This window comes from Microcoleus sp. PH2017_12_PCY_D_A (assembly GCF_020738565.1).
In the GTDB taxonomy this organism is placed as follows: Bacteria; Cyanobacteriota; Cyanobacteriia; order Cyanobacteriales; family Microcoleaceae; genus Microcoleus.
Genome location: NZ_JAEQCI010000013.1, coordinates 1 through 25,401, shown reverse-complemented (window position 1 = coordinate 25,401; position 25,401 = coordinate 1). Strand labels below are relative to the sequence as shown.

31 protein-coding genes are annotated in these 25,401 nt (G+C 45.2%); 15 read left to right on the top strand and 16 right to left on the bottom strand.

The annotated features are described in order from the left end of the window. The first annotated feature begins 34 nt into the window (after window positions 1–34). Together JGK39_RS02290 and JGK39_RS02285 are read left to right on the top strand one after the other, a co-directional pair. Window positions 35–172 carry a hypothetical protein gene (locus JGK39_RS02290; RefSeq protein WP_293245697.1) on the top strand — a complete coding sequence of 46 codons (138 nt, stop codon included), beginning with the start codon at window positions 35–37 and terminating at the stop codon, window positions 170–172. A 171-nt stretch (window positions 173–343) separates the two neighbouring features. Next, entirely contained in the window at window positions 344–1,075 is a 732-nt protein-coding gene (locus tag JGK39_RS02285; RefSeq protein WP_293245699.1) for a WecB/TagA/CpsF family glycosyltransferase, read from the top strand. A 235-nt stretch (window positions 1,076–1,310) separates the two neighbouring features. Here the strand turns inward: JGK39_RS02285 and JGK39_RS02280 are convergent, their stop codons facing one another. From JGK39_RS02280 to JGK39_RS02250, 7 genes are all read right to left on the bottom strand, one after another. Continuing rightward, on the bottom strand, window positions 1,311–1,826 hold the full coding sequence (locus tag JGK39_RS02280) for a GNAT family N-acetyltransferase (RefSeq protein WP_293245701.1): 516 nt from the start codon (window positions 1,824–1,826) through the stop codon (window positions 1,311–1,313). Window positions 1,827–2,202: 376 nt separating this feature from the next. Next, window positions 2,203–3,060, bottom strand: coding sequence for a hypothetical protein (locus JGK39_RS02275; RefSeq protein ID WP_293245703.1), 858 nt, complete (start codon window positions 3,058–3,060; stop codon window positions 2,203–2,205). A gap of 399 nt (window positions 3,061–3,459) precedes the next feature. Continuing rightward, window positions 3,460–3,897 (bottom strand): hypothetical protein, encoded by a 438-nt coding sequence (locus JGK39_RS02270; protein WP_293245705.1) that lies wholly within the window; start codon window positions 3,895–3,897, stop codon window positions 3,460–3,462. Between the two features lie 44 nt (window positions 3,898–3,941). Next, window positions 3,942–4,346: a GFA family protein gene (locus tag JGK39_RS02265; RefSeq protein WP_293245707.1), complete on the bottom strand. Its 405-nt coding sequence runs from the start codon at window positions 4,344–4,346 to the stop codon at window positions 3,942–3,944. Next, the gene (locus JGK39_RS02260; RefSeq protein ID WP_293245709.1) at window positions 4,346–4,876 is read right to left on the bottom strand and encodes a dihydrofolate reductase family protein; all 531 of its coding nucleotides are present in this window, start codon (window positions 4,874–4,876) and stop codon (window positions 4,346–4,348) included. Before JGK39_RS02260 ends, JGK39_RS02265 begins: the two co-directional genes overlap by 1 nt. 42 nt (window positions 4,877–4,918) lie before the next feature. Then, on the bottom strand, window positions 4,919–5,545 hold the full coding sequence (locus JGK39_RS02255; RefSeq protein WP_293245817.1) for a GNAT family N-acetyltransferase: 627 nt from the start codon (window positions 5,543–5,545) through the stop codon (window positions 4,919–4,921). A gap of 159 nt (window positions 5,546–5,704) precedes the next feature. Beyond that, window positions 5,705–6,193, bottom strand: coding sequence for a GNAT family N-acetyltransferase (locus JGK39_RS02250; protein ID WP_293245711.1), 489 nt, complete (start codon window positions 6,191–6,193; stop codon window positions 5,705–5,707). A 267-nt stretch (window positions 6,194–6,460) separates the two neighbouring features. On the opposite strand from JGK39_RS02250, the gene JGK39_RS33530 reads away from it, so the two are divergent. Continuing rightward, window positions 6,461–6,574 (top strand): hypothetical protein, encoded by a 114-nt coding sequence (locus tag JGK39_RS33530; protein WP_366048521.1) that lies wholly within the window; start codon window positions 6,461–6,463, stop codon window positions 6,572–6,574. A gap of 43 nt (window positions 6,575–6,617) precedes the next feature. Next, entirely contained in the window at window positions 6,618–6,815 is a 198-nt protein-coding gene (locus tag JGK39_RS02245) for a hypothetical protein (protein WP_293245713.1), read from the top strand. Between the two features lie 45 nt (window positions 6,816–6,860). Here the strand turns inward: JGK39_RS02245 and JGK39_RS02240 are convergent, their stop codons facing one another. The 3 genes from JGK39_RS02240 to JGK39_RS02230 all read right to left on the bottom strand — a co-directional run bounded on the left by JGK39_RS02240 (window position 6,861) and on the right by JGK39_RS02230 (window position 8,243). After that, the gene (locus tag JGK39_RS02240; RefSeq protein WP_293245715.1) at window positions 6,861–7,532 is read right to left on the bottom strand and encodes a hypothetical protein; all 672 of its coding nucleotides are present in this window, start codon (window positions 7,530–7,532) and stop codon (window positions 6,861–6,863) included. Between the two features lie 33 nt (window positions 7,533–7,565). After that, complete coding sequence (locus JGK39_RS02235; protein WP_293245717.1) at window positions 7,566–7,943, bottom strand: transcriptional regulator; 378 nt, start codon at window positions 7,941–7,943, stop codon at window positions 7,566–7,568. 165 nt (window positions 7,944–8,108) lie between these two features. After that, window positions 8,109–8,243: a hypothetical protein gene (locus tag JGK39_RS02230; RefSeq protein ID WP_293245719.1), complete on the bottom strand. Its 135-nt coding sequence runs from the start codon at window positions 8,241–8,243 to the stop codon at window positions 8,109–8,111. Between the two features lie 373 nt (window positions 8,244–8,616). Between JGK39_RS02230 and topA the strand changes: the two genes are divergently transcribed. Further along, window positions 8,617–11,355 carry a type I DNA topoisomerase gene (gene topA, locus JGK39_RS02225; RefSeq protein ID WP_293245721.1) on the top strand — a complete coding sequence of 913 codons (2,739 nt, stop codon included), beginning with the start codon at window positions 8,617–8,619 and terminating at the stop codon, window positions 11,353–11,355. Between the two features lie 129 nt (window positions 11,356–11,484). Here topA and JGK39_RS02220 read toward each other — a convergent pair whose 3' ends face one another. Together JGK39_RS02220 and JGK39_RS02215 are read right to left on the bottom strand one after the other, a co-directional pair. Then, the gene (locus JGK39_RS02220) at window positions 11,485–12,123 is read right to left on the bottom strand and encodes an MvaI/BcnI family restriction endonuclease (protein ID WP_293245723.1); all 639 of its coding nucleotides are present in this window, start codon (window positions 12,121–12,123) and stop codon (window positions 11,485–11,487) included. 8 nt (window positions 12,124–12,131) lie between these two features. Then, window positions 12,132–12,959, bottom strand: coding sequence for a site-specific DNA-methyltransferase (locus JGK39_RS02215; protein ID WP_293245725.1), 828 nt, complete (start codon window positions 12,957–12,959; stop codon window positions 12,132–12,134). A gap of 271 nt (window positions 12,960–13,230) precedes the next feature. Between JGK39_RS02215 and JGK39_RS02210 the strand changes: the two genes are divergently transcribed. Both JGK39_RS02210 and JGK39_RS02205 read left to right on the top strand, forming a co-directional pair. Further along, entirely contained in the window at window positions 13,231–13,560 is a 330-nt protein-coding gene (locus tag JGK39_RS02210; protein WP_293245727.1) for a DUF6883 domain-containing protein, read from the top strand. Window position 13,561: 1 nt separating this feature from the next. Beyond that, window positions 13,562–13,810 (top strand): DUF4926 domain-containing protein, encoded by a 249-nt coding sequence (locus tag JGK39_RS02205; RefSeq protein ID WP_293245729.1) that lies wholly within the window; start codon window positions 13,562–13,564, stop codon window positions 13,808–13,810. Window positions 13,811–13,876: 66 nt separating this feature from the next. Here the strand turns inward: JGK39_RS02205 and JGK39_RS02200 are convergent, their stop codons facing one another. Both JGK39_RS02200 and JGK39_RS02195 read right to left on the bottom strand, forming a co-directional pair. Beyond that, a complete protein-coding gene (locus tag JGK39_RS02200; RefSeq protein WP_293245731.1) occupies window positions 13,877–14,248 on the bottom strand; it encodes a hypothetical protein in 372 nt (123 codons plus the stop codon). Window positions 14,249–14,306: 58 nt separating this feature from the next. Continuing rightward, on the bottom strand, window positions 14,307–14,651 hold the full coding sequence (locus JGK39_RS02195) for a DUF433 domain-containing protein (RefSeq protein WP_293245733.1): 345 nt from the start codon (window positions 14,649–14,651) through the stop codon (window positions 14,307–14,309). Between the two features lie 454 nt (window positions 14,652–15,105). Between JGK39_RS02195 and JGK39_RS02190 the strand changes: the two genes are divergently transcribed. The 4 genes from JGK39_RS02190 (at window position 15,106) to JGK39_RS02175 (ending at window position 20,639) form a co-directional block, all read left to right on the top strand. Continuing rightward, window positions 15,106–17,577, top strand: a complete 2,472-nt coding sequence (locus JGK39_RS02190) for a phosphoketolase (protein WP_293245735.1) — start codon at window positions 15,106–15,108, stop codon at window positions 17,575–17,577. Window positions 17,578–18,091: 514 nt separating this feature from the next. Continuing rightward, the gene (locus JGK39_RS02185) at window positions 18,092–19,213 is read left to right on the top strand and encodes an ATP-binding protein (RefSeq protein WP_293245737.1); all 1,122 of its coding nucleotides are present in this window, start codon (window positions 18,092–18,094) and stop codon (window positions 19,211–19,213) included. Further along, a complete protein-coding gene (locus JGK39_RS02180) occupies window positions 19,206–19,895 on the top strand; it encodes a DUF3226 domain-containing protein (protein WP_293245739.1) in 690 nt (229 codons plus the stop codon). Before JGK39_RS02185 ends, JGK39_RS02180 begins: the two co-directional genes overlap by 8 nt. A gap of 105 nt (window positions 19,896–20,000) precedes the next feature. After that, entirely contained in the window at window positions 20,001–20,639 is a 639-nt protein-coding gene (locus tag JGK39_RS02175; protein ID WP_293245741.1) for a histidine phosphatase family protein, read from the top strand. Window positions 20,640–20,666: 27 nt separating this feature from the next. Here the strand turns inward: JGK39_RS02175 and psaK are convergent, their stop codons facing one another. Beyond that, entirely contained in the window at window positions 20,667–20,927 is a 261-nt protein-coding gene (gene psaK, locus JGK39_RS02170; RefSeq protein WP_293245743.1) for a photosystem I reaction center subunit PsaK, read from the bottom strand. A gap of 225 nt (window positions 20,928–21,152) precedes the next feature. Here psaK and JGK39_RS02165 point away from each other — a divergent pair, with 225 nt between their 5' ends. The 4 genes from JGK39_RS02165 (at window position 21,153) to JGK39_RS02150 (ending at window position 23,338) form a co-directional block, all read left to right on the top strand. After that, window positions 21,153–22,367 (top strand): acetate kinase, encoded by a 1,215-nt coding sequence (locus JGK39_RS02165; protein ID WP_293295608.1) that lies wholly within the window; start codon window positions 21,153–21,155, stop codon window positions 22,365–22,367. 257 nt (window positions 22,368–22,624) lie between these two features. Beyond that, entirely contained in the window at window positions 22,625–22,951 is a 327-nt protein-coding gene (locus JGK39_RS02160) for a nucleotidyltransferase domain-containing protein (RefSeq protein WP_293295606.1), read from the top strand. Beyond that, entirely contained in the window at window positions 22,948–23,220 is a 273-nt protein-coding gene (locus tag JGK39_RS02155) for a HEPN domain-containing protein (protein WP_293295604.1), read from the top strand. Before JGK39_RS02160 ends, JGK39_RS02155 begins: the two co-directional genes overlap by 4 nt. Further along, a complete protein-coding gene (locus JGK39_RS02150; RefSeq protein ID WP_293295602.1) occupies window positions 23,198–23,338 on the top strand; it encodes a hypothetical protein in 141 nt (46 codons plus the stop codon). The genes JGK39_RS02155 and JGK39_RS02150 overlap by 23 nt, the downstream gene beginning before the upstream one ends. A gap of 20 nt (window positions 23,339–23,358) precedes the next feature. Here JGK39_RS02150 and JGK39_RS02145 read toward each other — a convergent pair whose 3' ends face one another. After that, window positions 23,359–25,104: a tetratricopeptide repeat protein gene (locus tag JGK39_RS02145; RefSeq protein WP_293295600.1), complete on the bottom strand. Its 1,746-nt coding sequence runs from the start codon at window positions 25,102–25,104 to the stop codon at window positions 23,359–23,361. Window positions 25,105–25,401 lie beyond the last annotated feature (297 nt).

Sequence of the window (25,401 nt, the reverse complement as noted above, 5' to 3'; positions counted from 1 at the left end):
CTCAAGTTCTGCAAACTCTCGCAAGGTGATTGCCATGTCTAGCCGCAACAACAATAACAACAGCGTTCCTTTGGTGAAAATTGTCTACTCTACAGTGAAAATTAATGGTAAAATTGAGCTGGTACCTATGGAATGGTACGCTGACGGCTCTGTCAAGAAAATTGAACGCTAACGGGCGATCGCGATTTCGACCAAAAACCCGGTTTATCGGCCACAGAATGATGACTTAACAGACTTTTGGTGCCAAAAATCGGGTTTTTTGCGTCCGAGACTTGTCTGAGGGCGATCGCCAAACTAAGCTAATTTAAACAACTAGGTGTGTAGGAATCTCAAAGAAAGAAATATGGATCGATCGCGCCCGCAATTTTCAGTGCTGGGACTACCAGTTCACATATTAGACGATTATGCAGGTTGGCTGATAGAGCGCCTGCATCAAGGCTTAGGAAGTCACGTTGTGACGCTGAATGCAGAAATGGCAATGCAAGCCGAGCAAAATCCGGCTTTAGCCGATGTAATTCGCTCTGCGGAACTCGTAATACCCGACGGTTCGGGAGTGGTGCTGTATTTGCGAATGCGCGGCAAATCGGCACAGCGGTTTCCGGGGATTGAACTAGCAGAATCGCTGCTGCAACAGGGGGGAACTTTGCCGAATTCGGAACCGATATTTTTCTTTGGAGGTGCGCCCGGAGTGACGGCGAAGGCGGCGGAAAGTTGGCAGCAAAAAGTTAACGGCTTGTCGATTTCTTCTCAACACGGCTATCTTTCTGCTGATGAGGAAACAGAATTCTGTGAAAGCCTCAAACAAATGCAGCCAAAAATTATTTTTGTTGGCTTGGGAGTGCCTCGTCAAGAGTTTTGGATTGCCAAAAACCGACACCTTTGTCCGCAGTCTATTTGGGTGGGAGTTGGCGGCAGTTTCGATATTTGGGCGGGAACAAAAGACCGCGCACCGGCTTGGTTTTGCGACAATCATTTAGAATGGTTGTACCGGCTTTATCAAGAACCTTGGCGCTGGCGCAGGATGTTGGCTTTGCCACAATTTGCCTTGAAAGCTTTAGGCGATTTGCGAGCTTAAAATTTCCCAATCAAATCCGGTTTGCGGGTGTTATTGCTGATATTGCCGATCGCCCGCGAACCCGTCTCTACAATAATTGTGGTTAATTTATTTGACAGAGCCAGCATATTCTACATAAAGTTGGTAAACTTAATCTAGTAAGTAGATCGGCAAGAAAATGTACTTAGTATTAAGCTCCAGCTCTAAAGTCTTTGCCCAGCGTTGACCCCTGCTACAAAAATCCTCATCCATTCCATCAACGATTGGCAGAATCTCGATCGATCTGCCACAGCCAGATTGTACCTAATTGAGAATGAGCAACATCCGACACAAACCGCATCCCCACCTTCTGTAATACCCGATTAGAAGCATTAGTTTCACCCAGAGTATGAGCGTTGACTGCTCGCACTTCCTCGCGATCGAAAGCATAGTCAATTAGCCCCTGCACCGCCTCAGTTGCCAATCCGCGATTCCAATATTCGGCAGCAATTTCATACCCAATTTCTACAATACCTGACTCATTCGGCTGACCTTTGAAACCTCCATTACCCACAAGCACTGACTCTTTTGGCTGAATAAAAAAATATCCATTCCAACCATTAGGAAGCGGTAAAGATTCATCGTCAGGGAGGGAAAATGCGTGAGGAAAGTGCGGCCAGTTATTAGGTACGGTGACTTGCAAAAGTTTTGCTAGCTCGCTTTTACTGCTCAAAAAAGCCTTGATGTGAATCCGTTCGACGGGGAGTAGTTGCAGATTAGTCGTCTTAATCATGGTTCTGCCTTCTCGATCGATATGTCATTGGAAATTTAATTCAAATATGACTTATACCAATTCACTATGAAGCTGCACGACATTGTTCGCCTAAAATCCTTTCCGGTAAAGTATCTATTCCATGCAGCTTCATAAAAAAATGGTATCAGTAGGGTGCGCAATGCGCACCTTACGGCTTAGGAATGGAAAGTACTGATACCAATTCACTATGAAGCTGCACGACCTTGTTCGCCTAAAATCCTTTCCGGTAAAGTATCTATTCCATGCAGCTTCATAGAAAAATGGTATTACGCAACAAAAACAGTTTTATTTGAAAATCGTCATATAGCAAGGCCTCCAGAATCTTTTTAGGAGAGGTTTATTAAAGTGATTTTCGTTATTTAGCTGCGACTCTAAGTTGGAGAGCGGTTTTATTTCCCTTTTTTGCTGGGTACCGAAGAGCATGGCGGATGAGCCATTTGACTTCATTTGAGGCACCGTTTAGCCAACGATCGCAAATTGCAAATACCTGTTCGGGGTGGTCTTTTGCAATATCGCCCAGATTGTTGGCGACACTGCGACGGACGTAAAGGCTGCGATCGTCCTTCAGGGCATCAAGGATTGGGAAAATGGGGGCTGGGTTGGCGATAAAAGCGGGAATTCGTGTTCCCCAAGGAAGTCTGGGTCGCGTACCTTCCGAACAAAGACGCCGGACATGATGATCTGGATCGGATATCCAATCAACCAGTCGGGAAAGAGTCCGATCTTGTTGTTGAATTAGAAACGGTCGTATGGAAAACTCCGCACTAAACCGTCTGGTAAGTTCGTACTGGGCAAGCATGGATATTTCAAACGGATCTTGTCCATCATTATATTTTAGTTCCATACCATACTTAGCAATAAAACAAATATGAGGAAGATAAAAAAATACTGCCAGTTTGAGTCCATCTGTTTGAGTTAGTGGCGGTGTCAAAGAAGCCACAAGTATCTCAATAGCTGTCGCGTATTTGTCAGGCAAACATTGACGGAGTGCTGATGCGAGATGTCTGCCTCGTTCCATCAGTTCAAGCGAATCCAATCCATCCAACGCAACCTGACGAAACGATTTTTCATCAAATTGCGGGTACGCGAGCAAGATATTGTGTGCCAAACAATCAACTGCTTCTGAGCCAAGCAGATGCTTCATAGCAACTCCCTTCTGAATTGAACTCGGCGCGGTGGGAATGCGCGGCATATCAATTGCGGTATGTTTCATTCAACGATCGGCAAAAAGGTGGAATGTTAGATCTAACTATCCAGCCTAGCCTACTATAGCAATCCTAAATGATTATACTCGTTACCAGGAAGAGCCGGGTTCGGCAGATCCGGAGGAAGAGCCTCCATTTTCGCACGAGGCAGAGCCTCGCTTACATCGGTTAAGAGGCAGAGCCTAGGAACCAGTTATTGAAAATGATTTAGGATTGCTATAAACGCAGGCCATTTTCCTGAATGTCATGACTAAAGCGTACATCTTATCGAGCCATTTGCTCGATCGCCCTTATAAATCGCGGCGTTTTCATCTTGTGAACAGCCTCATCAAATAAGACTTTTCCAAACAGTTGTTTTCCTTCACAGGCATCCAACTAGAACTTTTCCTGCATAACCTATCGCCCGGTTAATAAAACATGGCGCGAACCTGCCATAGATACCAGGCAGCCCACAGCGAGAACAGCGCAAACGGCGAAAATAGCAGAGTGCCAAAACGAATAGACTTGGCATTCAGTTCGCGCACCAGAATAAAAGTAAAAGAGTACCAATAAAGCACGTTTGCCATTTGTGCCGCTAGCCAACCAATATCGCTGCCATTGTTAAGCCAAAAACAACCTACAATCAGCAGAGGCACAGACCATAAAAGATCCGCAATACCCAATCCGTAAGTCACGATTAGGTCAATACGTTCTGCTTCTGCTTCGACAACCGATGGACGCGGCAGCCGCAGGAGAGCAAATATCCAGAAACCAAAGTGCAGTAGGGCTGCAATTCCATTCACTGTTGCAATGAGCTTGATTCCATAATCTGTGATTGCTTGACTTTGCATCGCTGTGGAAATCATTGTGCTACTCCTTAATCGTGGGCTATGGGACTGTTTGCCACTAGCTAAAGGTGTCGTGTTGCGGGAGGAGAACATTGCCAATTATTATTACGTCCGTCTGCATAATGAATCGGGCCTTCGACAAGCTTGCTCGGATCTACCTCATCCAAACAAGCAAGGTTGACCGCGTAGAAATCACCGCCAATCTCTTCTATATGTCCACTGACAAAGGGACGGACGCCACAATGCTTGCAGAATAAATGATGTACGCTATTGGAACCAAATTGATAATCAGACAGATCGTTTTCGCCGGCGAGTAAACGAAAATCCTCTGGTTTAATGTGTGTTTCCCAAAATCTTGTTTTGGTGCAGATTGAGCAGTTACACTTCATAGAACCTGTGCTGAGATCGAGATTGGCTTCAAAGCGAACTTTGCCACAGTGACAGCTTCCTTTGTATGTTTCAATCATTAACTTTTCTCCTTAGCATATTTGATTTGAACTAACTCTGTCGGATACTTCTCTACTTCTATTAACTTTAATTTCAGCTCCATGGGAGATGGCAAGAATAAGGGAATTCCTTCGCCTAACACGATGGGTGCGATCGACAGAATGTATTCATCAATTAGTTGACATTGGAGGAATGAGGCGATTAATTCTGCGCCTCCAACCAGCCAAATTTGTTGGAGTCCTTGCAACTCCATTTCGTGCAGAAATTTATCCGGGGTTGCGGAGGTAAATGATACATCATCGCGATCGGGCGATCGCCTTTGTTGAGTAAAAACGTAGGATGGCTTGCCGGGATGCGGCCACTCGCCAAAGCTCAACACCTGTTCGTAGGTTTTGCGCCCCATCGCCAATCCATCGATCGCCTGATAAAACTCACCATACCCGTGGTCGGTTTCGTGCGTCTCAAAAGCTGTAAGCCAATCAATACTACCGTCTTTACGAGCAATATAACCGTCCAGACTGGTTGCAATGTAAAGTACGATTTGTGTCATTCATTAACCTCCTTTCCAGGGCGATGCTTGTCCAAGAATAAGTCATTCAGCATTCTTCTCATTACTGGGATGCCAATCTGCCCGGTTCAGGCGATAAACAAAACAGTCATCCTCGCCGAAACGTCGCGGTTCAACAAATTGAAAGCCAAGACGTTCGTAGAAGCGGTGGGCACGGGTATTGTTAGCAAGTGGATCGATGAGTACAGCCGTCACAGCAGAGTCGGCGAAGCATCGAGTCAGTGCAAGCTGCATCATTTTTGTGCCGTAGCCTTTGCCCAAATCTGTCTCTTCTCCAATCCAAATGTCGATCGCACGTAGATTCGGTTCGTAATCGCCCCAGTAGTGACTATCCTCAAGTGCCGGATCGATAATCTGGATAAATCCGATCGCCCGGCCATCGATTTCTGCAATTAATTGCTCTCTCCAGTCGGGAGTGCGATCGAGTTCTATCTCCCAACCCCAATCATCGTTAGGATCGGCATTAATGACATGAGGTTGCTCATCCCAATGTTCCAGTAGAGCCAAATCAGCAGATGTGGCAGAGCGGAGGTTTATCATCATTTCATCGACCTTTATTTTCGGCATATTTTTGGCATTGACCACAGGAGGTTTCTCATCCCAGCGTCGCAGCAGATCCAAATCGCTGGAGGTGGCAGGACGTAGATTGATCGTGACTGCTTACTTTGATTTTGAACGTTTGTTTTCAACTGCTTGGGTTGAGGTTAAACAGAGAGATGACATATTGCTCGATGAGTTGAATCACGACACCGTTAATATCTTGTCCTCAAGATGTTGGGTTTCTCATTCGTTCAACAAAAGCCTACAAATCTACAGCTTTTTGAAGTATCTGGCGATGGGTAACAGCCCGAAGCCCGCCTTTTCATAGGTGCGACGGGCTGCGGCATGACCCGGATCGCCTCCGGTTTCGACCATCGCCACAGACATCCCTGCATCTTTCATCCAATTTACAGCGAATTCTGTCAGAGCGCTACCAATGCCGCAACCTTGAAAGTCTGGATCGACAGCGATCATGTATATTTCACCTATGCTGCTTTCCGAATCTAGTTTCACGGCGACAAAGCCCACAGTGGAACCTGCATCAATAGCAACCCAGACATTTGTATCTTCGGCAGCGCAGACATCCTCGACAGCCTTTTGTTGGTTCACACGCCAATCGTCGGGATAGAATTCCCGATATACGTCAAGATCCATCACCTTCTGAATCGAATCAAAGACCGGAGCCCATGCCCGTAGCGAAAGACGAATCACGGCATCCAGTCGATCGGCGTGGTAAGGTTCAATCCGCATTTCCATCATCAATCTCAAATATTAGATTTCTTGCAAAAATAGCTAGGACGGGCGGGACGCCCATCCCACAAATTTTTGGTAGTGGTATTTCGTAAAGGACAGAGTAAAATACTCTATTTTGGAAGTCAGACTGGGTGAGACTCCACGAAAGGTCGATTATTCTTCATCCTTTACGAAAAGGCACTACCTAAACGTATAGGGCTCTCTTCCCAACTACATACCTCATCTTTTTGAGAGGGGCTATAGTTTCATTTTAGCCCTAGGTTCAAACAAGCGATCGGCACAGATCCCTATCAGTATCTGCTGCAACAACGGATCGAACGGGCGAAGCAGTTGTTAAAGCAAAAAGAGCGATCGATCGCGAAAATTGGCGTATTGATGCGGGTTTAACAGCCACAGCCATCTGAGCAGACAGTTTCGGCAGTTGACGGGCATGATACCGACAGCTTACAGGGCTCATGAATTGGGATGTCAAAAGGGCGATCGCTGCAACATTTTTCTAGGAAAAATGGATTTATTTCAGAAGTTATGCACTCCCGACAAAGAAACCGGGTTTTTTGCCTCATCTGTGGACTACAGCGAATATTTTTCGGAAAAACCCGGTTTCTGGCAACCCGTGGCTAAGTCCTAAATTGAGCGAAGGATTTAAAGTATAATAATAGGTTGATTGTTCGCTTTACCAACTTATTATTAGTGGCAATCCAGGTCGGAAATCTACCTGTTTTCCCTGGACTTCTCCATCAAAACCAAGCTCCACAAAATACTCGGTTCCGAGTCGTAAATTGACCTGATTTGTATCAATTACTGATTGAAGTTCTGGTGATGGATTATTCGCAGCAGGACTGATTAATTCTACACGAGTGATTTCGCGGAAGCCAATGTGATGATTCAAAGGCTGTAACCTCTCAGCAGGGTCTCGATCTGGACGCTTACCAAAGAGAGTTTGGAACAGCATCGGTTCAGTTAAGACATCACTATTTGTGGCCACCGCAATACTCATCGTTTCAGGTAAATAAGGTGGATGATAGGCCCAAGTAGAAAATGCTACTGTGTGCTCAGAACCTCTGGCTGGACGCAAACAGATGCCAAAGGGACAGGCGTCATTGTTCCGATTTGTCGATCGCTCCCACAGACGAGTCCGATAAATTGGCTCAGATTGCGCCTCTTCTGAATCGCGCACCCACAACAGTTCCAACATCGCGTTATGGAAAAAGAAACAGCGATTGGTGGTACCTTGTCCGTGATGAATTCTAGAGCGACCCTCGGCTAAACCGAGGGATGAAAGGCGATCGGCTTCCGGGGCACCAATATCAGTTAAGATGAAGATATGGTCGAATTCAAATGTCATATTTTTAAAGCTATTTGGTGTGCGGGGGCATAATTAAGCAGACGTTTGTACCGATTGATATGGCTGGATCAAAATTTCAGCCGGAACCCCGAGTTCTTGATGCAGCTTCCGAATCATCTCCAAGGTTAGGGAACGTTTGCGAGATAGCAATTCAGACACTCTAGCTTGACTGCCAAGACATACATCCAAATCATGACGAGACCATCCGCGGGTATCCATATAATATTGAATTGCTGCGATCGGATCGGGTATTTCAATGGGGAAGTTTGCCTTCTCATAGGCTTCCACTAAGGTACTGAGGATATCTAATCGATCGCATTCCTGGGTATTGGGCGCTGCATCAAACAGTGATTCAATTGCTCCCAGGGCTTCGTGATAATCTGTTTCAGTTATAATCGGGTGCAATTCCATACATCAACCTCTGTTTAGATAGTTTCCGCATCTATTATTTTATAGGTGCTGCGGGACAAGATACAAATGTTGGGTTTGTGTCGTCAAATATTGTCGCTTGGTGCGTCGCTGGATGGTCGCTCTTTGTTTGAGGATAGTCGGTGGCGACGCACCCTACCAATACTATTAATCGAAGATTGACGCAATTCCAGCCTCGTGTTTATAATAACGCGCTCCCAAAATGGTATCAAAAATTAGTCCCACAATATCTGATGTTAGCCGGTGAGCGCGATCGACTATTTGACAAATGGTCGATCGCATTTCAAGTCTTTTTTGCGGGGAAACCATCAAATCTTTCCCAATCTCAAACCTAAAATCTAAAATCTAAAATCTAAAATCTAAAATTGAGGAACCATCCGCCCGCATCCAGCAGTCTCAGCATCCAGTTACCGCCAATTCTGCTAGAGTCAGGTGAGAGACATTCCGTGCATCTTGCAGAGACAAGGGTTCCTGGTCTTTGCCCCAAAAGCAGTAAAATCCCATCAGCTTGTGACCTGCAACCCGATCGGCAGTAACTTAAAAATTAAGGTAGTTTGAAATAATCGCCGAAAATTCCCATAAGCCTTGACATCCGACCTACACTCTGTAAATTAGACACTCTAACTGCGCCGCCATCCATATATAAAAAGATGCCATGTCAACTTTAGTTATCGTCGAATCTCCCACCAAAGCCCGTACCATTCGTAACTTCCTGCCCTCTACGTACCGGGTAGAGGCATCTATGGGCCACGTCCGAGACCTTCCATCCTCCGCCGAAGAAATACCAGAAGCGGTTAAAGGAGAAAAATGGGCGCAACTCGGCGTCAACGTGGAGGCAGACTTTGAACCCCTCTATGTTGTCCCCAAAGATAAAAAGAAAATTGTTAAAGAACTCAAAGACGCGCTAAAAGAAGCTACAGAACTGATTCTAGCAACTGACGAAGACCGCGAAGGCGAAAGCATTTCCTGGCATTTGCTGCAAATCCTCAAACCGAAAGTTCCCATCAAGCGGATGGTGTTTCACGAAATCACCCGCGAAGCTATCCGCGACGCTTTGACTCACTGCCGCGATATCGACAATCGAGTAGTACAAGCCCAGGAAACTCGCCGAATTCTCGATCGGCTCGTCGGATACACACTCTCTCCGCTACTGTGGAAGAAAATCGCCTGGGGTTTGTCCGCAGGGCGAGTCCAGTCAGTCGCAGTACGCCTGTTGGTACGCCGGGAACGGGAACGCCGCGCTTTTCGCCAAGGTAGCTACTGGGATTTGAAAGCAACTTTGACCCCCCCCAAACCTCCCGCCAAAGGACAGGCGGGTGCATTTGAGGCAAAACTGGTGACAGTCGGGAATGTAAAAGTTGCCAACGGTAGCGATTTCGATGAAAATACCGGACAAATTACCGCAGGCCGCCGCGTACTTTTGCTGAATGAAGAACAGGCGCGGGCTTTACTCGATCGCATTCAAAACAAACCCTGGACTGTTGGTAATATCGAAGAACGGCCAGTTACCCGCAAACCCTCGCCGCCGTTTACGACCTCGACTTTACAGCAGGAGGCTAACCGCAAGCTGAGACTGGGTGCGCGGGAAACCATGCGAATTGCCCAAAGTTTGTACGAACGCGGTTTTATCACCTATATGCGGACGGATTCGGTGCATTTATCCGAACAGGCGATTACGGCGGCCCGCAGTTGCGTGCAAGAACTTTACGGTAGCGAATACCTCAGCCCCCAACCGCGCAAATACACGACGAAAAGCAAAGGCGCCCAGGAAGCCCACGAAGCTATCCGCCCGGCCGGCAGCACTTTTCGGACGCCGCAGCAAACGGGATTGGATGGGATTGATTTCCGCCTTTACGATTTGATTTGGAAGCGGACTGTGGCTTCTCAAATGGCGGATTCGCGACAAACTCACGTCACGGTAATAACTCAGGTGGAAGATGCCGGTTTCCGTTCCAGCGGGAAACGCATTGATTTTCCGGGCTTTTTGCGCGCTTATGTGGAAGGTTCCGACGACCCGAATGCGGCGCTGGAAGACCAAGAGGTGATTTTGCCGGCGCTGAAGGTGGGGGATAAGCCTAATTGGAAGGATTTGGAGGCTGTGGGGCACGAAACTCAACCTCCAGCCCGCTACACGGAGGCTTCTCTGGTGAAGATGCTGGAAAGCGAAGGCGTGGGCCGTCCGAGTACCTATGCGAGTATTATCGGTACAATTGTCGATCGGGGATACGCGAAATTAATAGCTAACGCGCTAATTCCGACCTTCACCGCTTTTGCTGTCACCACTTTATTGGAAACACATTTCCCCGACTTAGTAGACACGGGTTTTACTTCCCGCATGGAACAAACCCTGGATGAAATTGCCACGGGCGAGGCGAAATGGTTGCCGTATTTGCAAAAGTTTTATATCGGGGAAACGGGACTCGCAACTCAAGTTAAGGAACAGGAAAATCAAATCGACGCGAAAGTTGCTCGAACTGTGGTATTGGAGAATATCACGGCAAAAGTTTGCATCGGTAAATACGGCGCTTACCTCGAATCTGAAAGCGAAGAAGGCCAGGTGAAAGCGTCGATTCCCCAGGATTTGACTCCGGCAGATTTAGACCCGGAAAAAGTCGAGTTTCTGTTAAAGCAAAAGACGGAAGGCCCGGAAAAATTGGGTTTGCACCCGGAGACTGGGGAACCGATTTATGTGCTGATTGGCAATTACGGCCCCTACGTTCAGTTGGGGGATGTTTCGGAAACGAACAAGAAACCGAAGCGTTCTTCTTTACCGAAGGGGACGGATAAGGATAGCGTGACGCTGGATATGGCGGTGAGTTTGTTGACTTTACCTCGGTTGTTGGGCACTCACCCGGAGACGGGGGCTAAGGTGCAGGCTAATTTGGGGATGTACGGCCCTTATGTGGTGCACGACCAGGGTAAGGTTGGTAAGGATTATCGATCGATCAAGCCGCCGGATGATGTTTTGACGATTACGCTCGATCGGGCTTTAGAGTTATTATCGCAGCCAAAAGCCGTCCGGGGAAGCAAATCAGCGACACCTTTAAAGGAATTGGGCGCGCATCCAGAATCGGGAGAAATGCTCAATGTTTACGACGGCCGCTATGGCCCCTACGTGAAACACGGCGATATCAATGCTTCTTTGGCTAAGGATGAATCTGTGGAGAATTTCACCTTGCAAAAAGCGCTGGATTTGTTAGCAGCGAAGGAAGCGGCGGGAGGCGGTAAATCTAGCAAGTCGAAGAAGTCAACTAAGACTGCGGCGGCGAAGTCGGAAACTGCAACTGAGAAGACTGCGGCGAAGAAAACGACTGCTAAGAAGACGACTGTGGCGAAGAAAACTACTGCTAAGAAGGCGGCGACTGCGACGGCGACTAAGAAGAAGACAACTTGAGTTTAGTGTAGTTTTCACTCATCGAGAAACCCGGACGGTGTAGGGGCAGTGCCCCCGTGCCGGCCCGGTTTTTTTGTTGGTAAAATACTGCACAAATTTAATTAATTAGCAGTGCAAATCAGAAATATGTCAAGGCTTGACAGGCAGCGGAATAGAATACCCCTCTCCTAAAATATGTGCGACAAACTTAGTTCGAGCGTAGAAAGCCCGAGAAGTGCTGCCATGCCCTGGCCCTTTAGTTCTTGGCTGCACAAGTTTGCCCATTTTTCCAGTAAGGCTTGAAAATCCTTGAGTTATAATCGTTTCTCGAACAAGGTTGTAGTCTGCTTTCACTTGCTCGTAGATTTGAGGATTATCAAGATCGAAGGAAGCAACTGAATGCACAAGAGAACGATTATCTTCTTGGCTCTCAAATACCCGTGCAACAACAACCATTTTCTGTAGTTTGTTGAAGAGATGGCTTTCCTCAAATTCTTTGCTTTCGACCTCTACTGGATCTATCATCGTGATTGCCATCGTTTCTTTGACTTTGAGTTCTCCTGTTCGTTTAGGTATTAGTGGAACCAGCTTTAGCTCCCAACTGCCAAAATTAGGCGATCGAGATGAGTTAAGGGCTAATCCCAAGTAGCGTTCAATTGTATGCCCAGCCCAACCCTTGTTTTTATTACCTTCTTTACTCCAAACCGTTATACGGTGATGATCTGCTAGTTGTCGAAGATCTTGACCTACCAATGTAGTGAGTCTTGTAATTGCCTCTAATCTTTCCATAGATGACCTTACTTCAATGCTAGTGGTAACTCCACTTGAGCAAGATTACTTAAACGTTTAATCGAGAGTTCAACATGACCTGCATCTGCTTCACAACCAATAAATTTCCGCCCTAATGATAAAGCTGCAACTCCAGTTGTGGAGGAACCCGAAAAAGGATCAAAAACTAGATCGTCTGGGTTTGTGGTTGCTCTAAGGCAACGCGCAACAAGGTCAACAGGTTTTTGTGTCGGATGCTTACCATAAAGTTTTTCATCTTTGCCAGGAGTAGACATTCGCCAGACATTCTTCATCTGTTTGTCGTCATTCTCAGCCTTCATTTCCTCATAATTGAATGTGTAACGTTCTTTTCCTTTACGTGCTTTCGTTGCCCACAGGATTAGTTCTGTTGAATGAGTGAAACAGCGGCACCCCAGATTTGGAGGTGGAGCAGGTTTTTCCCAAATAATGTCATTGAGAATACGAAAGCCAAGCTGCTGCATAGCAAATCCGACTGATGGATACACATGGAGAGTACCTGTTACCCAGATGGTACCAGTTGGTTTAAGAAGTCGATAACAAGCAGCCAACCATGCTTTATTAAATTCATGGTCTAGTTCAACGCCTTGACTGCGATCCCATTCCCCCTTGTTTACCTTGACCATACGACCAGCCACGCAGGTAATACCATCATTGGATAGGTTGTAGGGCGGATCGGTCCAGATGCAGTCTACGCTTTCAGCAGGCAGCAAAGCCATGAGTTCCAAAGTATCGCCGTGATAAAGGTGAGACAGTCCATCATGCGATCGCCAAACGAGCTCCGGCTTTAGCTGTTCAAGTTGTACTTGTGAAGTCATAAGGCTTGTTTACTGCTCGGTTGATAGTCGAAAAGCACAATCTAGATTTTAGATTGGATTTGAAAGTTTATCACAAATTTCAGTCGCCGTTAGATCGATCGCACAAACCCACCCTATCCCTGACCTCGCGCTGGTCTAAAATCTCCTGGGCCGCCAAAAAGACGATATGCGCGATCGGCTTTCACGAAAAAACTGCGGCAATCCAGAACTATAGAAACTCTTGGGCTTCTGTATGGCACAATCAAGATAAAAAGGATGGAGAGGTTTCAGGGTGAAGATTCCAGAAGATGCGCTCATCCCAGACGACAAGATAACCGGCTACCTACTTGTGCCCAAAGCCAGAAATGATAAGTCAAAATTCTTGGCACGGGCTGGATTTACCTCAGCAAACCCAGAAGCACTCAGAGCAGCCATCCAGTCTGTTGTGGGAGTAGGTGAGGCTGTTGAAGACAGGAACAACGAGTATGGAGTCTTTTATCAAGTTGTAGGAGAACTCGTTGGTACAAATGGCACAAACCTATTTGTTGTTACAATTTGGCTACAACGACGGATTGATGGAAAATTTCAGTTCGTGACCCTCAAACCTCTTAAGGAGAATTAACATGACCCTAGAGCTATATCAGGAAGTTTCTTTAACCCGTGACTTACCAGAATATCAACTCAAAGCAGGAGATATTGCAACATTGGTTGATTTTGTTTCTCATCCTAGTGGTGGTGAAGAGGGCTGTTTGTTAGAAGTATTTAATGCTGTTGGTGAGTCTCTTGCAGTCATAGCCGTCCCAATCTCTACTGTAGAAGTTCTGGGTCCTGATGAAATCTTAACCGTTCGTTCTTTCGCAAAAGCAGGTTAATATTCATTCAACTTTGAGCTTGTGCGCGAACTCTGGCTCGAACTTGTTCGGAAATTGCCATTGTGGTTATCCTTTTAATGGTTCTAGCAAACCACGTTGCACAGCTTCATTTAACGCTTGAGCTTGCCGCAATAGTCGAGTTTCATAAAGGTGGATTAATCCCTGCAATTCCTCGCGTTCTACTAGAATAATTGTACCGGATTGTTGGCGGTATAGCAATTCATTCAATCGTTGTTCTTGGACTGGTTGCAGCCGGAGTTGAGTCTGAGCGATTACTTCTGAATCAGATAATGCTGATAATGATTTAGCGGTTGGCAATAGAAAAATCTCTATAGTTTCTACTAGAATTTCACTGACGCTGCGGTGGCATTGCTGCGCTAGTAATTCTGCTTGGTGATAGACTTCATCTGGCAAATTCAGGGTGATTTGGGCGGTCATAGGTGGCAGGCTATGAAACGAATACTTATATTATGCCATATTTTACTAATTGATATTTTCAGGTCTCTAAAATTTCGTCTGCCTCGCCATTCTCGCGGATAGCTATTTCGATTTCATCGAGAAAAGCAGCCGCATAAGCCCAGGCATTTGCTAAATCAGTAGCAGTTAGTGTGGGATAGTTATCTAAGAGTTGGGATTCGTTCATACCCAAGCGGCGAAAACTTACCAGTACCCAAACAGGAATTCGAGTATTTCTGATACAAGCATCACCGCCGCAGACACCGGGAGTTTTGCTAATTCCTTGCCAGGTGTTAGCTAAGTTTTGGGTTAATAATTGGATAATTTGAGCTTTCTCTGCTGGCGTTAAAGCTAGAAGTTGCGCTTCTAATTCTGCGATTGTCATAGAGCTTAGTTGATTTATGAATGTGGAAGATGAATTGAGCCTGTCCGATCGCCCTCAATAAATTTTTACATTTATTGTCAATATCTATTCTAAATCATTATGACATCTACCTTTAGAAGTATCTTTTTCGGGACTTGCAGAACACATCCAACGAGGCGCAGCACGTGCAAAGAAGACGCGCAGTACGCACCCTAAAGTTAGAATTCCTCTTTTCTATTGCCGAATTCCTTGAACCCTGGCAATTTGTCGCTTTTATAGCGTCAAAATTGAGTGATGTTCGGGCAGAAATTAACCTTAATTTAAACTTTGATTTAGACAAAAACGAGCTAAAATTCAATTGTTTATGTGAAAGACAGGGAGTTTAAATACCAAATGTCAGAAATAACAAATTAATCCCGATCGCACTTTCCAACAAACTTTAACCAAACAACCACAACTCAGGAGTCAATAGCTGATGATGCTAGGAACCACCGAGATCCCACAATTAAAGCCGCTTTCCGACTCAGAAATGCACCTCATGAACGCCTACTGGCGGGCGGCAAACTACCTATCCGTCGGACAAATCTACCTCCTCGACAACCCGCTACTCAAAGAACCCCTCAAACTCGAACACGTCAAACCCAGACTCCTCGGACATTGGGGCACCACTCCAGGCCTCAACTTCATCTACGTTCACCTCAACCGAGTCATCAAATCCCAAGACTTAAACGCCATCTACATCGCAGGCCCCGGACACGGCGGGCCGGGCTTGGTGGCCAACACCTATCTCGAAGGCACTTATACCGAATATTACTCGAACATTTCCCAAGATGAAGAAGGGATACAACGGCTGTTCAAACAGTTCTCGTTTCCTGGCGGTATCCCCAGCCACGTCGCCCCGGAAACTCCCGGTTCGATTCACGAAGGCGGCGAACTCGGCTATGCCCTCGTCCACGCTTACGGCGCGGCCTTCGACAATCCCGATTTGATTGTGGCGGCTGTTGTCGGCGACGGGGAAGCGGAAACCGGCCCGCTGGCTGCTAGCTGGCATTCTAACAAGTTTCTCAACCCGGTTCGGGACGGGGCCGTGTTGCCGATTTTGCACCTGAACGGCTACAAAATTGCGAATCCAACGCTGTTGGCGCGCATCCCGCGCGAGGAATTGGAAAGTTTGATGGTGGGTTACGGCTACAAGCCTTATTGGGTGGAGGGTTCAGACCCGGAAACGATGCACCAGTTGATGGCTGCTACTCTCGATACTGTTATTGGCGAAATTAAGGCGATTCAGGAAAAAGCCCGGACTGATGGTTATGCCGATCGCCCGCAGTGGCCGATGATTGTGATGAAAACTCCGAAAGGCTGGACTGGGCCGAAGGAGGTTGACGGTAAGCAAACTGAGGGTTCGTGGCGATCGCACCAAGTCCCGCTAGCAGAAATGGCTTCTAAGCCTGGACACGTCCAACTCCTAGAAGATTGGATGAAAAGCTACAAGCCGGAAGAACTTTTCGACGACAAGGGTAAATTGATTGCAGAATTGGCGGAACTTGCACCGAAGGGCGATCGGCGGATGGGGGCAAATCCGCACGCTAACGGCGGTCTACTGCTGCGCGACTTGAAAATGCCGGAATTTGCCGACTACGCCGTAGATGTGCAAAAACCCGGCACTGTCATGGGCGAAGCAACTCGCGTGGCTGGGCGATTCCTGCGGGATGTGATGAAACTCAATCAGGAAAATGCCAATTTCCGAGTTATCGGGCCCGACGAGACGGCTTCCAACCGCCTCGATCCGGTGTTTGAAGTGACGAACCGGGTGTGGGCGGCCGAAACTTTACCGGAAGATGACTATATCTCCCCTGACGGCCGCGTGATGGAAGTCCTCAGCGAACACCTTTGTCAGGGATGGTTGGAAGGTTATTTGCTAACAGGAAGGCACGGATTTTTCTCTTGCTACGAGGCGTTTATTCACATCATCGATTCGATGTTCAACCAACACGCTAAATGGTTGAAAACTACTCGCGATATTCCTTGGCGCAGACCGATCGCATCTCTCAACTATTTACTAACATCTCACGTTTGGCGGCAAGATCATAACGGTTTTTCTCACCAAGATCCGGGTTTTATCGACCACGTAATTAACAAGAAATCGGAGGTGGTACGGATTTATCTGCCACCGGATGCGAACACTTTGCTGTCAGTAACGGATCACTGTCTCCGCAGCCGCCACTACGTGAATGTGATTATTGCAGGGAAGCAGCCGGCTTTGCAGTATTTGGATATGGATGCTGCGATCAAACACTGTACTGCTGGCCTCGGCATTTGGGAGTGGGCTAGCAACGATCGAGGCGGCGAACCGGATGTGGTGATGGCTTGCGCGGGTGATGTTCCGACTCTGGAAACTTTGGCTGCTGTTGACATTCTGCGCCGAGATTATCCTGAGTTAAAAGTGCGGGTGGTGAATGTGGTGGATTTGATGACGCTTCAGCCTTCGACGGAACATCCTCACGGTTTGTCTGACAAGGATTTTGATGCTTTGTTTACGAAAGATAAGCCTGTGATTTTTGCTTTTCACGGCTATCCTTGGCTGATTCACCGCTTGACTTACCGCCGGACTAATCACTCGAACATTCACGTTCGGGGTTATAAGGAAGAGGGGACGACTACGACGCCGTTTGATATGGTGGTGATGAACGATCTCGATCGCTTCCATTTAGTTGGCGATGTACTCGATCGCGTCCCGAAACTGAGCTCTGTAGCAGCTTACGGTAAACAAGCTATGCGGGACAAGCTGATCGATCACAAGCATTACATTACCAAACACGGCGATGATATGCCGGAAATCCGCGATTGGAAGTGGCCTCACGCGGGCGCGGTTGCGTCGGATGCGCCGCAGGAAACGAAAAATCCGGAGGTTGGTGAACAGGGAGTGCGATCGGGCGCACCTGGATAATAGGTTCGCAGTCAGGACTTTAGTCCTTCTTAAGCTAGATTGATGCGGACTAAAGTCCTCACTACAAACCTGATTGATGCGGACTAAAGTCCTCACTACAAACCTGTCCTCTTTTTTAGGTACTCGTTTATTTGTCGTTTGTTCCCGAGTCCGCCAGGGGTTGAAAACCCCTGTCTCATAGCGAAAGTCGGTTGAAACCGACTGGCAATTTGAGATTTGAGATTTGAGATTGGGAATGATTGATTTAAAATTAGAGGTTGGAGGTTTACAATTGAGGATTAAGTGGTTTATTTAATTGGCTTTTCAGTCCTCTTGCAGAGGACTTTCGCTATGAGACGGGGGTTTTCAACCCCCGGCGGACTTGCGGGTCTATCGATATCTTCATGCTTGTGCCATCTGCGTTAATGAGGCTAGCGCGCGATCCTCTAGTATATAATTAAAACAACATAATATGTAGGTGATCTTAGCATAAATCAACCATGATCTAGGATTTGTCCATTCACAAGAGGCGGTAATGCTCAAAGAAATAGAAATCCAAAATTTTCGGTGCTTTGAACACATCAAAATTTCTGGGTTTGAAAGAGTCAATTTAATCGGCGGAAAAAACAATGCTGGCAAGACAGCCTTGCTAGAAGCACTTTTGCTTTTTAACGATCCCGACGGTAGCAGTATATTCGCGTTAAAAACCCTGAGAATGGAATCATCAGAATCGTCAGAATCATCAGAATGGTTAGAACCAATAGAATCCACAGAATCAATAGAATCAAAATACAAGAGGGGATGGGCCAACTTCTTTTATTCTCTCAACAAAGAGGCTGTTATAGTAATTCATGGAAAAGATAAGACTAACGTCGTACATAAAATAGAAATTTGGATAGATGAATCTGGAGATGTGAACAATATTTTTTCAGCTCGAAATGTAGAAAGATTAAGAGAGTCATTTTTAAAGTATCAAGATGATTTATTGGTTCTAAATATTAAGTTTATTCGAGAGGATCGAGAAACTATTGATTCCGCTGTAATAGCTAGTTCAAAAAAATTCATAGGTCAAGGTCGTCATCGTGCTACCGAACCGCCTTTTATTCCATCCTGTATGAGGTCTTCGGGAACATATCTTATGCAAGAATTCGATCGCGCGCGTTTGGCTGAAAAAGACAACCAAGTTTTGAAAGCTTTTCAAGTTATCGATCCGGCGATCGAATCGGTAGAGAGTTTTTCAATAGGAGAACCCACACTTTACTTGAGAAGAAAAGGCGAAAAGCGTTTGCCTCTATCATTGTTTGGAGATGCAATGAACAGAGTTGCAGACATTATCTTGAAATTAGTAAACAGTGAGCATAAAATCTTGCTGATCGATGAAATAGAAAACGGCATTCACTATACAAATCAGCGGGAGTTTTGGAGAGTGTTATTTCGGTTAGCGGTTGAACTGGATACCCAGATTTTTGCGACAACTCACAGTTTAGAGATGCTGCAAGCATTTGCTGATGTTGGTTTGGAACCAAATCAGGAATGTAGCAGCGCATATTTTGAACTAGCAAAGAAACCCAAAACAAATCAAATAATCGGTATCCGACGCGATTTGGAAACATTGAATTACGCACTAGAGCATCAAAAAGGAGTGAGAGGTGAGTAATATTGTCATAGTAGAAAGTAAAAATGATGCAATTTTTATGAAAGCAGTGGTTGATTTTATCAACTGCGATATCCAGGTAGAACCACCTATTTATATAGATGATTATGAAAGTTTGGAAGGCTTGAGCGAAAAAAAGTTAATCAATACTTTAAAAGATTTAGAAGCCGATCTGCAAAAAAAAGATATAGAAAAAATAGGAATTATTATCGATATTGATAACGATTCAGAGCAAGAACGGCTAAAATTTGTAGATAGATGTATACAACAAGTGTTTGAAGCTGAAAGCTTGTCAAGCACTAAACAATTTATCGATATTTGTACAACAGATCATGGAACAAATGCAAAATTGGCTTGTTACTTTACAAATGTTGGAGGTAAAGGTGAACTGGAAACGCTTTTAAAGGCAATCAAGGCTAAAGATTCGACCTATGCTGATTGTTTGAATAGCTGGAAAACTTGCCTTGAAAGTCAGGGAAAGAAAATCAACCAGAAAGAGTTTGATAAATTCTGGATTAGCAACTATATTAGATTTGATACTTGCTCAAAGCAGGAACAAAAACGAGCTGGAAGTAAATGCAGTATGTCTGAGTTTGATTATGTTATGGAACACAAAAAAGATATTTGGGATTGGGATAATTCTGCCCTCGATGATTTGAAAGATTTTTTTAGGCTTTTTTGTTAAAATGAGAAAACAAATGAAATCGGCGGTTGAAATAATCGGCGGTTGAAACCGCTACTACACGAACGAAGTCCGCCTGCGCGGACTGAAGAACAAACCTAGGAATTTATGAGCTTAAAAATCTACTTTCTACGCCACGGTGAAACAGTTTACAGCAAAAGTGGCGGTTTCTGCGGCGACCTCGACCCAGAATTGACAGCCGAAGGTTCTATGATGGCCGAACAGTTTGCCACAAATTACGCAAAATTGCCTTGGGATGCTGTTTATGTCAGTCCGATGAAGCGCACGATCGCAACTGCAACACCTTTGTGCGATGTTGTGGGAATTGAAATGCAACTCCGCGACGGATTGAAAGAAATTAAGTACGGCAAGTGGGAAGGCGAAACGGTTGAATCTGTTCGCGAAAAATATGCCCAAGATTACATTAATTGGTTGACGGAACCGGCTTGGAATGCACCGACTGAGGGGGAAACTTCTGTGCAAATTGCTAGCCGATCGTCCTTAGTGATCGCAGAAATTCAGGAAAAGTACAAGAATGGTAATGTTTTGGTGGTTTCCCACAAGGCGACTATTCGGATTATTCTGTGCAGTTTGTTGGGGATTGATTTGGGAAGTTATCGCAATCGCATTGCCGCTTTAGCAGCTTCTATTAGTATTGTCAAGTTTGATGTGCGCGGGCCTATGCTGGAGGTTTTGGGCGATCGATCGCACTTGGATGAAAACCTCCGCAATTTACCCGGTACTTAGAAAAGGTGTGCAGTCCCCACCTAGATTCTAAATCGCGCCAATGTAAGACAATCCTAAAATCGTACCTGCGCCCAAAATATGACCAAAGCAGGTGGTTCCCAAGACTGCACCCAAACCAAAACCGCCGAACATATTCGCTGAAGGCATTGCCCCACCTGTGCTCTGATGCTGGATTGTTAATTTGCCGAAAGCAATGGCTAGAATATTGCACACAACCATAATCAGCCCAATGGTGGGGCTCCATTCTACGGTTCTGGGCGCAACGGTTAATAAAATAGTTGTCAACATGGCGATCGGCTCCTTAAACTTTAATGAATGAAAATCTGATGATGAAGGTATATCAAACTACTGCAACGCTTGGCTACATATTGCATTAATACTTAACATTTTGATAAGTTTCTTAATCTTAGATTTCGGGTAAGGTGTGCACTGCGCACCCGAAGCGTCTATCAGCACAACCGATTAGGAATGTGTGCAGTGCACACCCTACATTTTTATCTATTACCGATTATCATGAAAATCTTAGTTTTAAATGCAGGTTCTAGCAGTCAAAAAAGCTGCTTTTACGAACTAAATGACACGCTTCCCGATCGCCCGCCAGAACCTCTCTGGGAAGCAAAAATAGACTGGACTCACCGCGAAGGTGCGGGGGAGTTGCAAGTCACAACTGCTGCTGGTCATAGGTTTGAGCAAGAAATTGCCTCGGATTATCGCGCTGGGGCGATCGCTCGAATGCTAGAGACTCTGTGGCAGGGTGAAACTCAAGTTATTAACAGTTTAAACGAGATTGATATTGTCGGTCATCGCGTGGTTCACGGCGGGGAAAACTATCAGCAAAGCACGCTGATTTCGCCGGAAGTCAAACAGGAAATTGCCCGTTTATCTGAGTTTGCTCCCGTCCACAATCCGGTTAACTTGGAAGGTATCGAAGCCATTGAAAAAATACTGGGAAATGTGCCGCAAGTCGCAGTTTTTGATACAGCTTTTCACTCGAATTTGCCGCCCGCTGCGTTTGTCTATCCGGGCCCCTACGAATGGGTGCAAGAGGGGATTCGCCGCTACGGTTTCCACGGCATTAGCCATCAATATTGCGCTCGCAGGGCGGCTCAAATTCTGAACCGCGATTTGGCAGATTTGCGCCTGATTAGCTGTCATTTGGGCAACGGATGCTCTCTGGCGGCGGTTCGCGGTGGCCGGAGTGTTGACACTACTATGGGTTTTACTCCTTTGGATGGTTTGATGATGGGGAGTCGATCGGGTGCGATCGATCCTGGTATCATAATTCATCTGTTAAGGCGAGCGCACTTTACTGCTGAGGAACTCGATAATATTCTGAATCGGAATTCTGGTTTGAAGGGGATTTCTGGGGTTTCTAGCGATATGCGGCTGGTTGCGGAGGCGATCGTAAATGGCAATTCTCGGGCTCAACTTGCTTTCGATATTTACGTGCACCGTTTGCGGGCCGGTATCGGGGCGATGTTGGCGAGTTTGGGCGGGTTGGATGCTTTGATTTTTACGGCGGGTGTTGGGGAAAATTCGGCTGTTGTCAGGGCTGCTGCTTGCGAAGCTTTTGGATTTATTGGGTTAAGGTTGGATGGGGAGAAGAATTTGAATTGGCCGGTTGATGCTGATATTGCGGCGGTTGATTCTACAGTGCGGGTTTTGGTGATTCATACTCAGGAAGATTGGGAGATTGCGCGGGAATGTTGGGATGTTTCTCACCGCTAGAAATATCGCTTAAAGTTCAGTCTAGATCCCCCTAAATCCCCCTTAAGAAGGGGGACTTTGAGAACACTCCTTTCTCTCCTTAAATAGCAGGACTTTGATAACGCTCCTATCCATCCTTAAACAGCAGGACTTTGATAACGCTCCTGTCCCCCCCTTCTTAAGGGGGGTTAGGGGGGATCCATCTTTGTGCATTTAAACGATACTATGTACGTAGATTGACAAGCCCCATCGCCATTCCAGCATCCACGACAACCAATATGAACGTCAATAATAAGCTCCAGACTATTTTAACTCAGTTGCGAGATCAATTTGAGCTCCTGTATGGCGATCGGCTAACCCAAATGGTACTCTACGTTTCCCAAGCGCGGGGCGACGCAGAACCCGACTCTGATATTGATATTTTGGTAGTGCTCAAAGGACAAGTCAATTCCGGCGAAGAAATCAAAAGAACCAGCTATATTCGGGCTGACTTGTCTCTCCAAAATGATGAAGTGCTTAGTTGTTTGTTTATGGACGAGCATCGGTTTGCGAACTACAACGGGCCTTTATTGAGGAACATTCGTAAAGAGGGAATAGCTTTATGAAACCCGAACAATTAGAATTAATCCCGAAATCTCGCGAAAGCATCTGTGCGGCAAAATTATTGCTAGATAATGGCTTTCCCGGCTATGCCGCTGCTCGCGCTTATTATGCTATGTTTTATATTGCTGAAGCATTCTTGGATGGTGAAGGAATATCTTTTTCTAAGCACTCCGCAGTAATTGGAGCTTTCGGTAGAGAATTTGCCCGCACAGGAAGAGTCCCTGCTGAGTTTCACAGATTTTTGATTGATGCTCAAGATTTGCTCTCATAGTGGAGATTACGGGGGAATTGATACTGTTACTGTCGAACAAGCTGCGGAACAAATTAACTGTGCCGAACAATTTGTCGAATTAGCTCAAAATCTGATTGACCCTGTACCGCCACCTTAAATAAGATGGTATCAATAAACTTAACTATGTTCATTGTCGATTGATGCAGGATTGGTTTTAAATTTCTGTACTTCTGCTAGTAAGGGAAGGTTGAGCTCGATACAAATTTGCTCTGCGCGATCGCAGTAATCTTGAATAGTTTCTTGAGGTATAGTATTGATAATATGGCTAATTTGTGCTAAGGCTAATAATGCCTTAGCTTCATAAGCACGGGTACCAATTTCCTGAAATATACTAAAGCTTTTGTAAAAATACTCTAAAGATGAATTGGGATTTCCTAATTTTTGATGAATTATTCCTAATTGATATAAAGCCCATGCCTCATCAAATCTAGTGCCAATTTTCTGACTTCTTTCTAATCTTTTATGAAAGTATTTAATACTTTCTTGATATGTTTCAAAAAAATTGTAGTTAATTCCCAAAGATATAAAAGCATCAGTACCAGATTTTTTTCCCAATTTTGCCTCGATTTCTAGAGCTTTTTTAGCAATTGTTTTAGCTGTCGATTCCTCACCTTTATTGAAATATATATTGGCTAAATATATTTGTAATTCCTCTTGACTGCGAGTTCCTTTGTAGCAATCAGGAATAGACAAATATTCATTTATATAGTTAAATGCTGATGTATAATCACCTAAATCGTTATAAAAAAGCCCTAAGTCTTTGAGGCAACTTACTTGCTTTTCTCGGCAGTTGATTTGACGTGCTATTTGTAATGCTTTTTGATAAATCTCGATCGCTAGATAAATGTTTCCTAAATAATATTGGTTAGCTCCTTCATAGATCATTACTTGACATTCTATGAATCTATTTTCAATCTTTCGGGCAACCAGTAAGCTTTGTTTAAGATATTCCAGAGATACTTGACAGTTAGTTGTTTCTAGGTAAAGGTCGCCAAGAGAGCATAGTGATGATGCTTCACCTTTGCAATATCCAATCTGACGAGAAACAGACAAACTATGAGATAAATATTCATTAGCAATTTGATACTCACCTAGATAAATGCAGGCTACTCCCAAACATAGGAGAATATCTGCATGAATTTCTGAAGAGGTGACTAATTGCTTCCCATTTTTCCAGTCAGTCGGTATCAATTTGATATACAAAGCTTTCAAAAATTGAAAATAAAATCCTAAACGCAAAAAGTTATAGCATCCGAAAATTGCCCCTGCTCCTTCATCCCAATCTTCTGCACAACAGGCGTGATAATGCGCTCTAAAAAGTGGCTTAATATCCTCAGTTTCTTGCCATTCAGTGTGAGGTTTTAGGGGAATGCTAAGGAAATAGCCATAGGCTTGCCGATTTGCGAGTCTAGATTCTGGAGTCACATTTTTTGGGTGAGGGCGTAGGAGGCGATAAGCCTTTTCTTGAATTAACGGGTGCATCTGATAAGATTCCATATTATCGTCATAATCTAACAATTGCCTGCGTCTGAGTCCCTGAATAATGCTCTCTTCTAACTCATAGTCGCTTACTTCTGGCATCTGCGCTGCAATTCCTGCTGTATTGAGTGGATATTCCGATGTTTGATATACAGAAATCCGAGTCAGGCAAGTTCTTTCTAAGGCACTGACACGAATAAAAACTTCATCAATAAGCCGATCGAGGGTATTAATCAATAGCCACTGGCGATCGCCTAAGAATTTACAGACATTTCCGTTAAATTTTCTATCATCCTTAATCAAAGTTGCCACTATTTCCAACGCTTTAGGATGTCCTTGATAGCGTTCCGCCAATTGTGCTAATTCTTCTGAGGAAGCCGTCAAGTTTAAACATCGCTGATAAGATTCTAGCAAGTTGACAGCAGCTTCTCTTTCTAGTCCTTTAAGAGGCAGTTCGCGGAGTGCGATATTTGACAAATCTGCCAAACTTTCTCGACTGGTAAAAATTACTTTACTCTGATGTTCCGTCTCCACTAGCTGCTTGAATAACCACTTATATTCAGAGCAGTCATCAGCAAAATACCGGGTCTTCTGGGTTTGCGGTGATAAGAAAAGCTAATTAGAAAAGCAAGCTAATAGTCGATCTCGAAAATTGTCGAAATTAACAAATCCATAGGCTTG

Coding starts and splice junctions, on each gene's coding strand:
- JGK39_RS02185 (WP_293245737.1), top strand. CDS start 18,092: ATGCTCAAAGAAATAGAAATCCAAAATTTTCGGTGCTTTGAACACATC.
- JGK39_RS02165 (WP_293295608.1), top strand. CDS start 21,153: ATGAAAATCTTAGTTTTAAATGCAGGTTCTAGCAGTCAAAAAAGCTGC.
- JGK39_RS02205 (WP_293245729.1), top strand. CDS start 13,562: ATGACCCTAGAGCTATATCAGGAAGTTTCTTTAACCCGTGACTTACCA.
- JGK39_RS02240 (WP_293245715.1), bottom strand. CDS start 7,532: ATGACATTTGAATTCGACCATATCTTCATCTTAACTGATATTGGTGCC.
- JGK39_RS02215 (WP_293245725.1), bottom strand. CDS start 12,959: ATGACTTCACAAGTACAACTTGAACAGCTAAAGCCGGAGCTCGTTTGG.
- psaK (WP_293245743.1), bottom strand. CDS start 20,927: ATGTTGACAACTATTTTATTAACCGTTGCGCCCAGAACCGTAGAATGG.
- JGK39_RS02290 (WP_293245697.1), top strand. CDS start 35: ATGTCTAGCCGCAACAACAATAACAACAGCGTTCCTTTGGTGAAAATT.
- JGK39_RS02265 (WP_293245707.1), bottom strand. CDS start 4,346: ATGATTGAAACATACAAAGGAAGCTGTCACTGTGGCAAAGTTCGCTTT.
- JGK39_RS02195 (WP_293245733.1), bottom strand. CDS start 14,651: ATGACAATCGCAGAATTAGAAGCGCAACTTCTAGCTTTAACGCCAGCA.
- JGK39_RS02150 (WP_293295602.1), top strand. CDS start 23,198: ATGCTCAAGATTTGCTCTCATAGTGGAGATTACGGGGGAATTGATACT.
- JGK39_RS02235 (WP_293245717.1), bottom strand. CDS start 7,943: ATGGAATTGCACCCGATTATAACTGAAACAGATTATCACGAAGCCCTG.
- JGK39_RS02270 (WP_293245705.1), bottom strand. CDS start 3,897: ATGATTTCCACAGCGATGCAAAGTCAAGCAATCACAGATTATGGAATC.
- JGK39_RS02285 (WP_293245699.1), top strand. CDS start 344: ATGGATCGATCGCGCCCGCAATTTTCAGTGCTGGGACTACCAGTTCAC.
- JGK39_RS02190 (WP_293245735.1), top strand. CDS start 15,106: ATGATGCTAGGAACCACCGAGATCCCACAATTAAAGCCGCTTTCCGAC.
- JGK39_RS02250 (WP_293245711.1), bottom strand. CDS start 6,193: ATGATGGAAATGCGGATTGAACCTTACCACGCCGATCGACTGGATGCC.
- JGK39_RS02275 (WP_293245703.1), bottom strand. CDS start 3,060: ATGAAACATACCGCAATTGATATGCCGCGCATTCCCACCGCGCCGAGT.
- JGK39_RS02200 (WP_293245731.1), bottom strand. CDS start 14,248: ATGACCGCCCAAATCACCCTGAATTTGCCAGATGAAGTCTATCACCAA.
- JGK39_RS02260 (WP_293245709.1), bottom strand. CDS start 4,876: ATGACACAAATCGTACTTTACATTGCAACCAGTCTGGACGGTTATATT.
- JGK39_RS02245 (WP_293245713.1), top strand. CDS start 6,618: ATGATACCGACAGCTTACAGGGCTCATGAATTGGGATGTCAAAAGGGC.
- JGK39_RS02220 (WP_293245723.1), bottom strand. CDS start 12,123: ATGGAAAGATTAGAGGCAATTACAAGACTCACTACATTGGTAGGTCAA.
- JGK39_RS02230 (WP_293245719.1), bottom strand. CDS start 8,243: ATGCGATCGACCATTTGTCAAATAGTCGATCGCGCTCACCGGCTAACA.
- JGK39_RS02160 (WP_293295606.1), top strand. CDS start 22,625: ATGAACGTCAATAATAAGCTCCAGACTATTTTAACTCAGTTGCGAGAT.
- JGK39_RS02175 (WP_293245741.1), top strand. CDS start 20,001: ATGAGCTTAAAAATCTACTTTCTACGCCACGGTGAAACAGTTTACAGC.
- JGK39_RS02155 (WP_293295604.1), top strand. CDS start 22,948: ATGAAACCCGAACAATTAGAATTAATCCCGAAATCTCGCGAAAGCATC.
- JGK39_RS02280 (WP_293245701.1), bottom strand. CDS start 1,826: ATGATTAAGACGACTAATCTGCAACTACTCCCCGTCGAACGGATTCAC.
- topA (WP_293245721.1), top strand. CDS start 8,617: ATGTCAACTTTAGTTATCGTCGAATCTCCCACCAAAGCCCGTACCATT.